Here is a 16,199-nt window from a genome sequence, read left to right as displayed (position 1 = left end):
AGAAAATGATCAACTGTTTCTCCTGCCAGCGAACGGACAATTGGCAGTTGTGATGAAGGATACAATATATATAGGACTACCATATTATTTGGCGTTGCACAGTGACGAATGATTTGATATTTTTGATTGAATTGGATTGTGGATTAATCAATTGCTAGAATGATTAATTAATGGTTATTTTTAGTCAAAATCTAAACCAATTTTTGGCAATATCATTCCATAATGTGCAACCCCAAATAATTAAGATCGATATCATACAAGTGCTTCAGCAACGCCCTAACTTATAGCGCTTTTTCCAATCTCTGAACCACATTGTCACAACCAAAACTTTGTAGTGGAGAATGGCCATTCGCCCCTACCGGGTGTGTATTTGCAGCAAACATTTATCGGGTCTGGTATGAGAGTGTGTGTTTCGCAGCAGATTTTTGAGCTATTCAGTATATATAGCAATGTGGGCTGGCATATTTACAAATTGCAGGAGGTGTCCAATAGCTAAAAGTCTGGCATTGGTGAATGCGTAATGCTTTTGTCTCAAATATCTATGAAAAAAACTATAATTGTACCGTTCATAAATATTTAATGGCATTACCTAATCACCAACCCCAAAAGTCTTATATTATCGGTAATTTATTCCCCCTATTGCCAGATGAGCTGTTGCCTGCGCGCAGCGCTATAGTTTGCGCAATTCATCCGTTGAGGACATCTGAGGAATTTGAGAAGCGATTGTTGACGCAAAGCTCCGCTAACGCCTCCAACAATTTCAGATCGTCTATTTTGGAAATCTCAGATAATATCTCCACATATTCATCACCAAACTTGAGTTTTAATCCCATTTCAATTGCCAATAATAACGCCTGTTTGATTTGAATGTCTTTTTGGGATATTTCAGCATTCTTTTGGGATATTTCAGTATCCTTTTGGGATATTTCAGCATTCTTTTGGGATATTTCAGTATCCTTTTGAGAGATTTCAGCATTTTTTTCTGCTGCTATTTCATCTCCTGTTTTAATCACATTTCTATCGGCATCGCACCAACGCAACCAAGTACCATTCAGATTTTCAAATACACCATTCCAAAGAGTTAATCCCAAATTAACATCTGCAAACCAAGCATCATTTTTAGGAATATAAGAACTACCATAAAGTTGAAATACTTGCAGTACAGTTTGGCTGAGTTTTTGCAATGGATCGTAGACAACATAATAAGGAATTCGTAACTCTGCATAGTCTGTTAATTTACTTCCTAATTCATTGCCGGGAGCGGGAGAAACAATTTCAATTACTACATCTGGTGGTTTACCAAATTCCCAGAATAAATAAGAACGAACATTACGTTCCCACCATTCTTCACTGCCAATAATATTTAAGCTTAAAAACACATCTGGTACAATTCCTGAATCTCGGAGATGAGAAAATAAACCCACATTAGCAGCAACGATAAAAGGAACATTTATAGGTATTTCAGCACCACTATTTCAATTTGAAAACAATAACAAGTTTCTAGTTTAGTTTACAGGATGATCGCTCATGGTTTAAGTTAGTATGACTCCTGTAGGATCTTGGTTACCAAACCTCTACCCATTTTCCCACCCCTAGAAAGTAAAGTAACTACCAATAACTATGAAAACAAACATCCACAACACACCTGAGAACAGCAGTACAAAACTCACCGCCAACCAAAAACATCGTGGTATGTCAACTACAACTAGCATTCTAGATACCTTACAGCTAGTTTTTCAGGCAGGAGGACCAGGATTTTGTCAATTTGCCATTAACAATGTTTGTAACGCTAATTGTGGTTTCTGCAACTTTGCACGGGATACTTTTCCTAAAGAACAAACACAGTTTGTCGGCCTCGATGAGGGATTAGACTCAATTAATATCCTGTTTCGAGAAGGTATTAGATATCTAGTTTTTACAGGCGGGGAGCCTACTCTTAATCCTAATCTCATAACATTTGTTGACCATGCAGCAGGATTAGGAATAAAACCGATGGTGGTGACAAACGGTGGGTTGTTAACGCCGAGCAAAATTCACGAATTAGCTGATGCAGGTTTGTCTAGTTTAATCATATCAGTTGATGCCGCAACTGAAGAAATTCACGAGAAAAATCGTGGGTTGCCTGGTGTATGCAATAAAATCAAAGAAGCTAACCAAGTGCTGAAAGATATTGGTATGTATTCGACTGCTTCTGTAACCATGAGTCATTTGGTTGATTATGATGCACTGCCTGATTTTCTGACATCACTTGGTTTTGAGTCAGTGGTTTTTTCTTATCCATTAACTAAACTTGATTCTAATTTTTTGGGATTTTCTGATGCTGGTCTGGTCACTCACACAAATGAAAGTCTCTGGCAAGCTTATGAAAAGGTGAAGCAACTGAAAAAGAAATTTCGTGTAGTTAATCCGACCCTTTCTCTGGAAGAAATGCAGAGGTTTGTCCAGGATGAGGAACAGCGTTATCCTTGTTTGGCGGGTTATCGCTTCTTTTTTCTGGACTGGGATTTAAACTTATGGCGTTGTCATTTTTGGCATGAACCGATGTGTTCTATTTATGAGTTTGATAGTTCAAAGTTGGTAAGGGATGGTTGTACAAAATGTATGATTAATTGTTATCGAGATTCGAGTCTAATGCAAAATATTGCAGTGTCGATGCAGGATGCTTATCAGTCAATCAAAAAAGGTAAGTTGTTAGATACGGCAAAAGCTTTAATAAGAAAAGGTAATGTAGATTCTCTGCGGGCAGTGATGGAAGAGTTGCCTTGGATTATGCGGTTTTAATTATTCAGAACTTACACAGGAATTATACCTGTAGGGTGCGTTGCAACGCACCTTCAACCAAAGTTAGTCTATCGCCCACATTTGATATCAAATCCGGTGAAACAGTTATAGATTGGTTAAGTCAAGAGGAGTCAGGAGTCAGGAGGAGAGAGAATCACTTTGATGAGCGTAGTTATGACGATTTAAGAATTTTTTTATGTCCAATTAAACGGATTTGATATCACACTTCAAAATATAGCCTAAAAAAATACAAAAAACTAATCTATTTAAAGTTTATAGAAGAGTTTTTGATCTACTACAGCGCTTTTGCTGATTGATGAACCACATCAAAACCCTGTAGAGGCGATAGCGGAGCTTTGAGTTAGCAAATGGCCATTCGCCCTGTAGTCTACCGAAATGAAAACCGCTGTAAATGTAAATTAGACATCTCCTATAATAAAAAATCAAATCAATTCTCACACTAGATATATCAATTCTTTCCCCTCGTGGGAGGGGGAGGGGCGAGGGGTGGGTTCCCTACTGCCTACAGCAAAGCTGCCTACTGCCTCTTTTCTGGAGATGTCTATTGATGCTTAAATCCACCAAGGTTTTTCTCCTGTTCGGGGATCATTTTTTGTCCAAGGAAAAATCCAGATGACATCTTCTTGTACTTTGACCTGTACTAGCTTCAGAGGAAGAGGAGCAGGACCTCTTACAACAGAACCATCAGCAGCATAACGAGACCCATGACAGGGACATTGAAATTGATTGTCATTGGGATTCCAGGGAAAAGTACAACCGAGATGGGTACAATTATCGACAATTCCCATGGTGTCTAACTTACCATCTTCTGCGATCGCCAGATATGTTGGTTCTCCAGCTATTCCTGCGACTAAAGCACGAGTTCCTTTTGGTTGTGCTAAAATCTGGCTGGCAGGAATGGGATATCCCAAGCGGTCTCTGGCAATAATTGAACCATCCTCGTTACTTTCTCCTGGGGTGACAAAAAATTTTGCTGCAGGATAGAGTGCGGTACTGGCGGTAGTTGCGACAACTGCACCAGTTAGAAAGTTAAGTAATTGTCGGCGAGAAATTGAAGGGTATTCTAGAGGGAGACTTTCTTCCATAGTGATTTTGACCTCCTAATAATTAGTCATCTATGAAAAACAATAGCCAATTTATCTCTATTTGTTCTGTGATAAAGTCACATATTGAAGAAGGAGTCAGGAGTCAGGAGAAAGGAAGAATGAGAGTGAGAATTATCTGGGGATATTGCGGCATTTTCTGTCTGCATTGAATGGAAGTAGAAAGTGCGATCGCTGTATAACCGGATTTAGTATCAGGAGTCAGAAGATTTGGGTTGATGAGGATTCTCAATTCACCTACCAAATTTGCACCGTGTAGACGGTGGGGTATTAAACCCATAAGGAAAAAGATAAATTTTCTAATTAGGGTTTGCTGAAAAAGTCTTATTGGTGAGGGTAGGAGACAGGAGACAACCCACCCCTAACCCCTCCCAGGAGGGGGAGACAGGAGAAATGGGAATGAGCGAGGAGGTAGGAGTAAGAATTGTCCCAAGATTGTTCTGCCCAACTATGCGCCTAAAATACGCTCCTTTTTGAGCATGAAGAGCTGAAACAGGCGCACCTTTTTTGACCGAAAAAAGGCTAAAGTCTTTATATCTCAATGCTTTGATATTTAACCAGCAAGCCCTAATTAATATTTTCCTAACTGGGCAATCTTCTCAAGTTTTTCCCAGCTATATAGTTCAATCTTTCCTCTTGAAAGAGATAATAATTTTTGTCTTTCAAAAGTTTTGAGAATTCGACTAACTACCTCTCTAGAACTGCCTAATTCTTGAGCGATCGCTTCATGGGTTATCTGTAAAGTTTGTATCTTACTATTGACATTATGTAAAAGATATGATGCAATTCGAGAATCCATGCGACGAAAAGCAACCTCTTCAATTATTTCAATTACATTAGCTAATCGTTGGGAAAGTATTCCGAAGATATATTCTTGCCAAATAGTGTTGTGCATTACCCATTTTTTGAGGCTATTTGCAGGAATAATCAAAGCTTCAACTTCTGTCTCGGCAATGGCAAATGCTGGAAATACTTTTTGACTGATGATACAAGAAGCTGTCATAATACAACTATCACCTTTTTCTAAATGATAAAGAGTAATTTCTCTACCACTTTCTCCTATTTTGTAAACACGAACATTTCCAGAAATTATGAGTGGTAAATGATGACAAATATCTCCCTCTAAACAGACAAATTGACTGGGCGACAAACTGATTTGTTGACATTCGTTAAGAAAATTTGTTTTGGCTTCAGAATCTAGGTTTTCCCAAAAAGGAAATGTAGAAGCAATGGTTTGAGCTATTGCTTTATTCATCAGTATTAAATCTCCGCTATTTATCTAATTTAACCCAAAATATAGTCCAAATTATCCCCTCATTCTCAATCACCTTTTTCTTGTAGTTGAATAATATTCCGGCAATTCATTAAATCTCTTTCTCTATCTATACTTTCAGTTTGCTCACAGGGTGAGCTGGATTTACAGCGGATTCTACCTTGGTGAAGTACACCCCGAAGCGGGCAAGATGCACGCACTTGCATTCATTTAATTGTTAATATTTGTACTTTATATACTTGGAATCTACTTTCATTGACTGATAATTGATAATTACCTCTGGTTAAAACCGTTACGGAATTGAATATAAGGAAATATTATTTCTTCTCTTGGTCGATTGGATATGGTTAGGAAACCCATCCATCCCACCCTACGGGAATCTCCGCTAACGACGGCTGTCTTGGTTGATTGGATATGGCGAGGGGACCTCGCCATCCCTCAACCGCTTTTTTCCCCTTAAAAGGGTCGGCTTTAAACCAGAATTATTTAATTATTAATTATTAATTATTCGGTAATATAATTTCAATATTTATCCTTCTTCCTTCTTCCTTCTTCCTCCTTCCTTCTTCCTTATCGATTAACTATCAGACCAATTACAATAAAAATAATTCCGATCAACCTCCCTTGAGAAACCTTTTCTTTTAACCAAATTTTCGCTCCTAAAATACTACAAACATAAGTCAAAGCTGTGGCAGGTCGCACAAAACTAACATCTGCCCAACTTAATACCGAAATCAATGATAAAAAAGCAATTGTTTGACAAAAAACTCCACTAATAATTAAAGGATTTATGAGGATTATACCTACTTGTTTAATGAGATTTTTCATTGATTGTAAATTTACTTCTTCGATTTTTTTCATTCCTCTGGCAAGATATAAATCTCCTGTTGAATCAGCCAAGGCAATAATCGCGATCGCTAACCAAGTTTTAGACCGATAAAAACTAAAAGATAATGCCATTAATAGGAGATAAAAATTATGGTTTCGTCGGTCTTCATAAAGAGTTTTACTTAAACCCACAATCAATACACCAATAGTTATAATTAAAGTTCCTATCCACCGCATATTTGAAATTGTTTCGCCTAAAATCAACCAAGCAAATAAAGCATTTAATAAATAAGTTGAAGAGTGTATTGATAGTACATAACTCAGGTCAAGTTTAGAAATAACAGTGAGGTATAACCCCAGAGAAAGCATGAGAAAAATTACTCCTAACCAAATCCAAAAATTTGTCAGCAAATAAGATATTAATGGTATCCAATTTTCAGAATTAACTAGATTAATTTCCCCAAATTGTTTCATGGCTTTACTTAACCAAATATCTCCTAAAACCTGAGTAATACTTAACAGAAATAGTAAGATTAAATTTGCCATTTTTAAATAAAAAAATAGTAATATTATATGGGCTTAATTATATCAATTATCGGTGAATTTAGGAATTTTTTGCATCTAGATATTGAGTAGTTTCTGCTTTACCCATAAATTGATATTAAATCTGGTTTGCTTCAGTTATCATGGATGGCAATACGATAACACAGGAAAAATAACAAAAGTTTCTTATTTAACAACAGGTTGCCCTTTACCAAAAGGAGTAAAAAGTTATCCTTGTCAGGAAGCTTATGGTCATATTTTTGTCTTTTATAGAAAAACAGAATTAGCTAAAACCGTGCCCTTTCCAGACATTAAAAATTGGTCTAATAATGAATATAAAACCATGTATTTTTCCCGTCGGCTAATTTTCATTATTCATTTATTAAAGAAAATTTAATTGATATGAATCATCAATTTTTACAGCGAAGATTTATGGGAAAAGTCAAACCAACTCTTCTGGAAACTTCTAAAGGAGAAAATTGGGTAGAAGCTAAATATAAATTCAGCGAAGAACCCCATGCAATTGTTAATACCAATTTGATCAACGTTTGTTACAAATAGTAGAAGTAAGAAGGAAGGAAGAAGCAAGAAGGAAGAAGGATAAATATTGAAAAAAAAGGGAAAACGATAGATATAACTATCTAAAATGAACTGGATAAGCTATTTTTAAGCATATCCGATCAAGATGCACTTTTTATCATTTTCTTTGTGGGTTTAATACCCCACCGTCAACTGGAGTGTTCAAAATTACTTGGGGGAGCGAATCCCCATGTAATTTTCCTCCTGTCTCCTGTCTCCTGTCTCCTGTCTCCTTCTTCAAAGCATTATTTTTTCAAACTGGTATAACTTAGTATTAGCAACAGTCTGATACTAGTTATCTTAAGTCTAGTTCCGCATTTGTCAAATGACTAAACCTTAGTTTCCCAGGTTTTAATGGTTGTAAATTTCCATCTGTTTTTTGTTGAAGATATTAGTGACCAATATAAATTTACCTGTTTGAATTTTTTGAGATTAAATTACTTCTGGTATCGTTTATATTAGGATGCTATAAGTCAGAATTTAAAAGAGATAAATTGATAGATTCTTTTTATACATAAGCATTTTTTTTATCTAAAAAAAACGGCGAATATTTCATAAAATATACTTCCATATTTAGAAAATTATTTTATCTGATGTATATTATTTATCCAATCTTAAATAGTAATAAAAATTTTGGTCTTGGTATTGTAAGATGTAACGGTTATTTAATAGGTTTAAATTCTGATAAACTTGTAAATTTTCTTGAAAAATTGGGTCAGAATCTTTTAATTCTATCAATTCTACTCTCACTTTTTTTTCTACTTCTCGTAATTCATGTAATGTTTGGGGTAATTGCCAAATTACTTGAGTTGGATAATTAGCGATCGCTAAATAAAGATTTTTTTCAGACATAACTACCTGTGGTTGAATTGGCAATTTTGAGATGACTTTTTCTAATCGGGAACTATTAGTAGATAAACGTTGATACTGTCTTTGTTGGGTTTTTCTGAGTAGGTGAAAAGTGACAAAGTTTGAGTAACTTAAATACAGACAAATTCCTAATCCAATAGCTACTACTTTTTTGATTTTTAATTGTGGTGTTAATAGCCACAAACCAGTCACAGATAAGATTGCCATTAATGGAGAAAAAACTGCTAATCCTCTAGTTGCATTAATATATTGATAAAGTAATAAAAATGCCAGTAAAGCTGAGAGAAAATTAATTAAGCTAAAAATAGATAAATTTGTATATTTTTGCCATCGTTGTAACTTTTTTTGATAACTTGCTGTTGCAAGTACAGCTAAATTAATACTCCATAACACTAGCATTGAAATAGTAATTGTTCCATAGACTGAAAATTTTTTAAAATTAATTATGAGAGTGCAATTAAATAGAAAATTTTCCCAGATCATTCTCAGCATATCAGTCAAATTAGATTGGGATAAAATTATTGTTGCTGCATAGGGATAAATTTCTTGATTTTGAGAAAGGGGAATTAAAACAGTGACAAACAGTAATCCAAAAGAAAATAGTAAGCTCAAGAAAGTTTTTTTGTAATGTTGATTTTTCTCAATCCACAAAACAGCTATACTGGCAGGAAATAAGGTTAATAAGAATGGTTTAATTAAATATGCTAAAGCTATTACTAAACCTAAAAATATCCCTTTTAAAAAGCTTTCTTTTTGTACAAACAAAAGAGCAACAACCACCATGATTACAGCAGCAGCCGATATTTCTGTCATTACTGAATGAGTCAAAATTAAAGTGTAAGGATAAATCAAATAAATCAAACTAGCCCCAAAACCAACCCATTGATTAGCAATGAATCTGCCAACTGTAAAAATTAAAAATATCGTCAAAATCAGCAGAAAATAATTAACAAAAAACGGTGTTCTTTCATTAATGCCACCAATCAAAAAACCAACAGCCAAAATCAAAGGATAACCAGGGAGATGAGTATCCTTAGTCGGATAACCCTTTTGAATAATACTACTAGCTAAATAATGATTACTATTAAAGTCAAAATGACGCACAATATTTTGAGCTACAGTGTAGTAAAGTGTTTCATCATTCCAACGAATTTGTAAAGAAACTGGCCTCGTAAAATAAAGAGCGATCGCCGTCATCATCAAAAGCAATACATAAGGAAAAATCTTCGTCAATAAGTTTTTACAAGTCTTCATTTTTGCATAAATTAATCAAGAAGAAAAAAATTATCTAAAATTCCCAACTTTTGGCTGTATATTCCTCTTGGTAGAAGGAAAAATTGTTTATAGTTAGAAGCCTAGATTTGATATTTTAAAAGTAGATAAATTTTAAATTCTCAAAATCATCTTTTTTCGGTAAAATAATTAATAGGTATAGTAAAATAAGCAAAAATCAGAACAGCAAAAAACTAGCAAAGGTAATATAAACAATGCTTTTTTCACACACTGGGACTAAATATCATATCATGTATGGGAAAGACTAAATCTAAATCTGACTTACCAACCAAAATATGCCCTGTATGTAATCGCCCTTTTAGCTGGCGGAAAAAATGGGCTGAGTGTTGGGATAAAGTCAAATATTGTTCTGAAAGATGTCGGCGACGCAAGTCAAATATTGACAAACAAACTGACATATAGCCTCATAAGCTAAGAATAATTTAGATTTTACAGCACTTTGCGACTCTATGAGGTACACCCATCGCAGGCAAGATGACCGCACTACAATGTTTTCACCATTTACCCTGTACATCATTTGCCCGAAATATGCTGTATATTCCCTATTCCCTTTGACAAAAATTGGATATATGGTTTAAATGCAAAACAGCTTACCTAAGTATGTCAATTATTCTGTAGTTAATCACAACAAAAAATGCAACCAAAACTAATTATTCACGGCGGTGCAGGTAGTTCCCTTGAGGAAAAAGGAGGATTAGAAACTGTTCGTAAATCTCTCCATAGAATAGTAGATGAATTACATAACTTGCTTCTGGGCGACACAAAGGCCATTGATGTAGTTGTCCGTGGTTGTCAACTATTAGAAGATGACCCCATATTTAATGCTGGGACAGGTTCAGTCCTACAATCTGATGGCCAAATTCGGATGAGTGCTTCCTTGATGGATGGTTTGAATCATCGGTTTAGTGGGGCGATCAATGTCTCCCGGATTAAAAACCCCATTGAGTTGGCCAAAGCACTGCAAACATCACCCGATCGCGTATTATCAGATAATGGAGCTGCTGAATTTGTGCGGGAACTACAAATGCCCGTTTACAACCCCCTCACAGATAAACGATTAAACGAATGGCTAGAAGACCGCAAACAAGACTTTAGTAGAAAGATGGCAAATGTCGTGGCAGAATCTCCAGGCACTGGCACCATAGGAGTTGTAGTCTTAGATAAAGAAGGGAGATTAGCAGCAGGTACTTCTACTGGTGGAAAAGGTTTTGAAAAGATTGGTCGTGTAAGTGATTCGGCCATGCCCGCCGGAAATTATGCCACTGGTAGTGCTGGAGTTAGCTGTACAGGCATTGGAGAAGATATTATTGATGAATGTTTGGCCGCCAAAATTGTGATTCGGGTAACAGATGGTTTTTCACTCAAAGCAGCTTTTGAACGTTCATTTGCTGAAGCTCATGAACATCAGAGGGACTTAGGAGCGATCGCTATTGATGCCAACGGTATAATTGCTTGGGGAAAAACTTGTGATGTAATTTTGGCTGCTTTTCACGATGGGCAAAAAATTAGTGATAGTTTAGAAGCAGCAAAAGGAACATTAATTTTTACTGCTGAATAATTCACAATAGGGGCTAATGGCCCCCGATGTAAGCTCAGGAATGGAATTTCTCTACAATTAACACTCTCACCGTCAAATCAAAGATGATAACGGGAGATTCTTGTTTTGATGGCGCAACGCTACGCTAACACGGATTCTTGATTAGGCAACAAATCAAATAAACTGAGTTGTACTTCCGCAATTACCATCTCCACAAGCTTTCTGGCTCCGTCTTTACCCTGAGGGAACCTCAGCACAGGCGGTGCGCTTTTATTTAACGGTGTGTCCCACTGCTATTGATAGGATTATAAAACCAAAAATGTTTCGCCTGTTGCTCAATTATTTTTCTGGTTGAAATTTATGAGAGGCTGTCTGGGTGGGTTTCCCGCGCAGTTTATACGCCCCGTCTTACCGTTAAATCTCGCGATTATAATGGGAGTCCTCTTTCAAGATTTGTGATAGAGATAATATTGACATCTCCAGGGGTTGAAACACCCTGGATTCTGTGGCAAATCCACCGCAAATATAAATCCACATTTGCTTCAAGACTGAAGGGCAGACTTCTATACTCCTCGGCATAGATCGAAATCTAGCTGTGAGCTTACCTTTTTTTTTGTAGCTTTCACGAGTGGTTTTACTCAAGATATTGGAGCTATAAATCACTGCTCTAGCTGCGTTGCTTGCTTTTCCTGCGGAATGCTGCGCAAACAGCCCTCGTAGGAAGCATCGTCCCCATCTCCTGTTCGCCGGAATTTCACCGCAAAGTGCGGTCTTGTCATGGCGACAAACCTTGTTTTTACTTGCTATTTCTAGTATAACATACTTTTCTCCGGGTTAAAACCCGCGTGTCGTTATTCAACCAGGGGATAAATCTTCCGGGAACTTTTTTCCCGTTAGTTTTTATGTTTGACATCCTCCCGACGTTGCGCTTGATCAATAATGCGGAATTCTTCAACTTGCACAAGGATAGTAGATGACTCAACTCACGACAAATTGGAGACACTCAAAAAACAGATAGATATTGATTGAGGTATTAGCAGTCTCTTTAGCACTAGCAACGGTCAAAAATTGTGGTTTCAAACGTGCTATAGAGAAAATTTAAGGATATATTATATATAATATATAAAGTAAACTTAAGGTAATGTTATTTTGCTGTAAGATGGGCGAAGATCAAGTCTCTTAAATTAGTGATAAAAACTCTCCTCCTCTCTATATTTGCTCAAGTATCCCCTCTGTTGAACTGTTTGTCAATGTTATCCCTGTTCTTTATTGTTTATCTCAACGTTGGCAGAAGACCGGGACTCTCTGGTCACGGGAGGATCGGGATGAATGCCAATTAATATTATTGCGGTTTCACAGATAAGATGTTAAAATTTATTTGTTCAATAACTAAACAGTAGATGGTTGAAAAAGTGTACAAATTCAGGTTTTACCTTACTCAGTCGCAGGAAAATTTCCTACTAAGGACGTTGGGTTGTGTACGCTTGATCTACAACAAAGCTTTAGCAGCTAGAACTAAAGCCTGGTATGAACACAAGCAACGAGTAGGCTACAAAGAAACTTCAGCTATGCTTACATCTTGGAAAAAATAATAAGATTTAGATTTTCTGAGTAGTGTAAGAGAGTGGGATTGCCCATAATGTGGTATTCACAATGACAAGGATATTAATGTGGCAATAAATATTTTGGCTGCAGGACTCGCAGTGTCTAGGGGAGCCGTCGGATTGGCGACGTACTGTGGAGCGCGCCTTTAGACCTGAAAGGAGTAAATCCCAGAGGACAGCTGAATTGTTAGCACAGCTCTTCTGTCAAGAGGCAACAGAAGGCCCCTAGTATTGATACTAGGGAATCCCATACTGTCTCGTGAGAGCAGCGTTGGGAGGATGTCAATAACTATTCAATCAAATATAATCTAAATTCATAACTCCTTTGGTTGCCTAAGCTAATGTTCCCTAGTCTGACTCTGAAGCAATTATTGATTCAGTATTTAACCAGACATGATATGACGGTTAGCCAAACTTGATATAACAAAACAAATAAGTATATTTGCCTTGTTTAAAATTATTGAGTAACTTGATATAAATGAGTATTTAGTTATCAGCTTTGTTTGTTTCTCTTTAAGAAGAAGTAAAGTATAAATTCTCCATTCTATTTTTGCTGGAGAAAAATTTATGGTGTATATTATGAATTTCTATATAGGAACACAATAAACTTTTAATATCTGTAAATAATCAAATGGTGTGAATATCATCATCACCCACTTGTAGGAAGCGTTTGAGTTGCTGTCTGTCTTAAAATTAAAACTATAGATATAGATAATTAACAAGAGGCTAGTACTCTTATATTTTGCTTAGTATCTAATTTAGAGAAACACCAAGTTAATAAAATCGTCTATATATAAGGTTAACAAATAAACTCTATCTACCATCAATTTTTAAGGGAAAAAATTCTAATGTCTACAATCAACATCTACCAATCCTTATCTACCAAAAAGTCTATCGAATTATTTGATTTTTCGACAGAAGCAAAAACACAACAACAAATAGTCTTTATAGACTCTCATGTGGAGGATTATCAGAGTTTAGCTACAGAAGTTTTGTCAGGGACAAAAGTAGTTATTCTTCATCCAAATGACGATGGTATTCAGCAAATTACCAAAATTATCAAAAAATATCCTCAGATATCATCCATACATATAGTTTCTCACGGTGTACCGGGATGTTTATCTTTGGGTAATAGCCAATTAAATACTAATAATATCAACAATGATTATGCTGAAGAATTAGAAACTTGGTCGGTTACTAATATATTGCTCTATGGTTGTAATATAGCTTCCGGAAATGCAGGTACAGAATTTTTGGAAAAGCTACATCAGTTAACAGGGGCAAATATTGCTGCTTCTGCTAGACCAACAGGTAGTGCTGCTTTGGGAGGTGACTGGGAGTTAGAGGTTACTAAAGGTGAGATTGAGGTTGGCCTAGCATTCAGCGATCGGGTTGAACATCAGTGGGAGCATATTCTAGAGCCTTTTGATGAACAGCCCTATTTTTATCAGGTTATTGCTGGTGAGCTAAGAATATATAATCCTCTCACAGGTGACTATGAACAGCGAGGAGTCCCTGTAGTTCCTGTATATAATGCCACTGGGTATAATATACAAGATAACTTTCTTTATGGAATTCAAATTACAGATAATGATGAGGGGGACGGGGAGACAGCAGGAAATGTTATTAGGATTAATTCTGATGGCACAATTGAAGATTTAGGTTTTCTACCAGTAACTGGAACTCGAAAATTAAATTCAGGGGATGTAGACGATCAAGGTAATCTCTGGGTACGGACAGGTGATACACAACTTACAAAAATTAATCTGACTACTGGCGTTCAAGAACAGATTAATCTTACTGGAGATAGCTTACAGAGAGTTGTAGATATAGTATACAGAAGAGATGATGTTACTGGCAACGAATTCTTCTACGGAGCAGGTGACAATGGTCAGCTATATACAATCAATTTACAAGATAATAGTATTACTACAACAATAGTACCTGGTTTACCTGCTGGACAGGAGTTTGGTGCTGCATGGATAGATCGTGAAGATAATTTATATGTTAGTCGTAACAATGTAGGAGAATTTTATCGTGTTGATGATTATCTGATAGGTTCTCCCACAGCGACTTTCGTTGCTAATGCTGCACCTACAAATAGTAACGATGGAATGTCCGACCCAAGGCAACCATCGCCGTTTGATGTTCCGTTTATTGATCAGGATGAGAATCCTGAGACTCCCGCTTTCACTTATGAAGAAACCTTTACTGAGAATGATACTGGTGTTGATATAGTTGATGAGACTGTACAAATTCAAGATTTTGATGGATTTACAGTAGATGCTGATGGAAATCCAGTGGATGGTGGAAATATTCGTAGCGCAACTATTACGCTGACTAATCCTCAAACCGATGATGAGTTATTCTTGGCTTCAGCTTTACCTGTTAGCATAACTCCTGACGTCAGTGGTAATCTTATTACCTTGACAGCAGTAGATAATATAAATGGAGCCACCCCAGAAGATTTTGAAGCAGCTCTAAGAGCAATTCAATTTAGGAATCCCAGTGATACTCCTGACAGAACTCCAAGGGAAGTAAATATTCAGTTAACTGATACAGAAGGGAATCTGGGTAATACTGCGATCACTACGATTAATGTTATTCCAGTTAACGATCCTCCTTCTTTTCAAAATCTGGATAATACTATCACTGTCACCCCAGATGGCGTTCCAGTTATTCTAGACAGTGATGCCACAATTACAGATATAGAACTAGATGAAAGAAACAACTACGGTGGTGCTACCCTTACCTTGTCAAGAGATGGAGGGGCAAATAATGACGATAAATTTAGTAGTGGTAATACTGGAGTATTAGGAGAATTAACAGAGAATAACCCTCTGACACCTCTCATAGTTAACGGTATTACTATTGGTACAGTTACTAATGGTAATGGCACACTGCTACTAACATTCAATGATAATGCTACTGGCGACTTAGTTGACCTGGCATTGCAAAATATTGCCTATAGTAAAGCCGCTGCTTTGAGAGATGAACCAGATTCAGTAACTATTAAATACACTATTGATGATGGTAACACAGAAGATAGCGATCCAGCCACGGATGATCCGGATCAAGGTAGTGGCGGTCCGCTAATGGGTATGAGTACGATCATTGTTAATATTAGTGATAACAACCCCCCATTAGCCAACAACAGTCTCATCACAGTAGACGAAGGCAGCACAGACACAGGGTTAGGTCTAGCAGCCCCCACAGACCCAGACGGAGACCCCCTCACCATCACAGTCACAGGACTACCCACACTAGGCACAGTCACCCTAGCAGACGGCACAGCAGTCACCAACGGCCAGGCATTAACACCAGCCCAACTCACAACATTACAATACGACGCCCCCGCCGACTACAACGGCATAGACGACCCAGGAGACTTCACATATAGTGTCAGCGACGGCACAGCAACCGTAGCCGGCAGCACAGACATCATCATCAACCCCAACGAACCCCCAGAAGCCAACAACAGTCTCATCACAGTAGACGAAGGCAGCACAGACACAGGGTTAGGTCTAGCAGCCCCCACAGACCCAGACGGAGACCCCCTCACCATCACAGTCACAGGACTACCCACACTAGGCACAGTCACCCTAGCAGACGGCACAGCAGTCACCAACGGCCAGGCATTAACACCAGCCCAACTCACAACATTACAATACGACGCCCCCGCCGACTACAACGGCATAGACGACCCAGGAGACTTCACATATAGTGTCAGCGACGGCACAGCAACCGTAGCCGGCAGCACAGACATC

12 protein-coding genes and 1 pseudogene are annotated in these 16,199 nt (G+C 37.3%); 8 read left to right on the top strand and 5 right to left on the bottom strand.

All coding sequences use genetic code 11. From position 1 onward, the window contains the following. Positions 1-686 precede the first annotated feature (686 nt). On the bottom strand, positions 687-1,424 hold the full coding sequence (locus F6K27_RS14330) for a Uma2 family endonuclease (protein ID WP_287276779.1): 738 nt from the start codon (positions 1,422-1,424) through the stop codon (positions 687-689). Positions 1,425-1,620: 196 nt separating this feature from the next. Between F6K27_RS14330 and F6K27_RS14325 the strand changes: the two genes are divergently transcribed. Together F6K27_RS14325 and F6K27_RS14320 are read left to right on the top strand one after the other, a co-directional pair. Next, complete coding sequence (locus F6K27_RS14325) at positions 1,621-2,781, top strand: radical SAM protein (RefSeq protein WP_287276778.1); 1,161 nt, start codon at positions 1,621-1,623, stop codon at positions 2,779-2,781. 35 nt (positions 2,782-2,816) lie between these two features. Then, positions 2,817-2,999: a hypothetical protein gene (locus tag F6K27_RS14320; RefSeq protein WP_287300880.1), complete on the top strand. Its 183-nt coding sequence runs from the start codon at positions 2,817-2,819 to the stop codon at positions 2,997-2,999. Positions 3,000-3,353: 354 nt separating this feature from the next. On the opposite strand, the gene petC is transcribed toward F6K27_RS14320, so the two are convergent. The 3 genes from petC to F6K27_RS14305 all read right to left on the bottom strand — a co-directional run bounded on the left by petC (position 3,354) and on the right by F6K27_RS14305 (position 6,552). Beyond that, positions 3,354-3,887: a cytochrome b6-f complex iron-sulfur subunit gene (gene petC, locus F6K27_RS14315; protein WP_124143436.1), complete on the bottom strand. Its 534-nt coding sequence runs from the start codon at positions 3,885-3,887 to the stop codon at positions 3,354-3,356. Positions 3,888-4,476: 589 nt separating this feature from the next. Continuing rightward, a complete protein-coding gene (locus F6K27_RS14310) occupies positions 4,477-5,160 on the bottom strand; it encodes a Crp/Fnr family transcriptional regulator (RefSeq protein ID WP_287276777.1) in 684 nt (227 codons plus the stop codon). Between the two features lie 588 nt (positions 5,161-5,748). Further along, complete coding sequence (locus tag F6K27_RS14305) at positions 5,749-6,552, bottom strand: EamA family transporter (protein WP_287276775.1); 804 nt, start codon at positions 6,550-6,552, stop codon at positions 5,749-5,751. Between the two features lie 109 nt (positions 6,553-6,661). Between F6K27_RS14305 and F6K27_RS14300 the strand changes: the two genes are divergently transcribed. Next, the gene (locus F6K27_RS14300) at positions 6,662-6,946 is read left to right on the top strand and encodes a hypothetical protein (RefSeq protein ID WP_287276773.1); all 285 of its coding nucleotides are present in this window, start codon (positions 6,662-6,664) and stop codon (positions 6,944-6,946) included. Between the two features lie 5 nt (positions 6,947-6,951). Then, the gene (locus F6K27_RS14295; protein WP_205127242.1) at positions 6,952-7,110 is read left to right on the top strand and encodes a hypothetical protein; all 159 of its coding nucleotides are present in this window, start codon (positions 6,952-6,954) and stop codon (positions 7,108-7,110) included. Between the two features lie 618 nt (positions 7,111-7,728). On the opposite strand, the gene F6K27_RS14290 is transcribed toward F6K27_RS14295, so the two are convergent. Then, positions 7,729-9,252 carry a glycosyltransferase family 39 protein gene (locus tag F6K27_RS14290; RefSeq protein ID WP_287276771.1) on the bottom strand — a complete coding sequence of 508 codons (1,524 nt, stop codon included), beginning with the start codon at positions 9,250-9,252 and terminating at the stop codon, positions 7,729-7,731. Between the two features lie 273 nt (positions 9,253-9,525). Here F6K27_RS14290 and F6K27_RS14285 point away from each other — a divergent pair, with 273 nt between their 5' ends. The 4 genes and pseudogenes from F6K27_RS14285 to F6K27_RS14270 all read left to right on the top strand — a co-directional run. Beyond that, entirely contained in the window at positions 9,526-9,693 is a 168-nt protein-coding gene (locus F6K27_RS14285) for a DUF2256 domain-containing protein (protein ID WP_287276769.1), read from the top strand. Positions 9,694-9,925: 232 nt separating this feature from the next. Then, positions 9,926-10,849 (top strand): isoaspartyl peptidase/L-asparaginase, encoded by a 924-nt coding sequence (locus F6K27_RS14280; RefSeq protein WP_287276767.1) that lies wholly within the window; start codon positions 9,926-9,928, stop codon positions 10,847-10,849. A 1,379-nt stretch (positions 10,850-12,228) separates the two neighbouring features. Continuing rightward, positions 12,229-12,417: pseudogene (locus tag F6K27_RS14275) on the top strand (helix-turn-helix domain-containing protein); the annotation flags it as partial. An 863-nt stretch (positions 12,418-13,280) separates the two neighbouring features. Next, a partial coding sequence (locus F6K27_RS14270; protein ID WP_287284354.1) for a DUF4347 domain-containing protein occupies positions 13,281-16,199 on the top strand: 2,919 nt, incomplete at its 3' end.

The sequence above is a fragment of the Okeania sp. SIO2F5 genome, assembly GCF_010692685.1.
GTDB lineage: Bacteria > Cyanobacteriota > Cyanobacteriia > Cyanobacteriales > Microcoleaceae > Okeania > Okeania hirsuta.
Note: the sequence above shows the minus strand (reverse complement) of the source record. Positions and strands in the feature narration are given on the sequence as shown.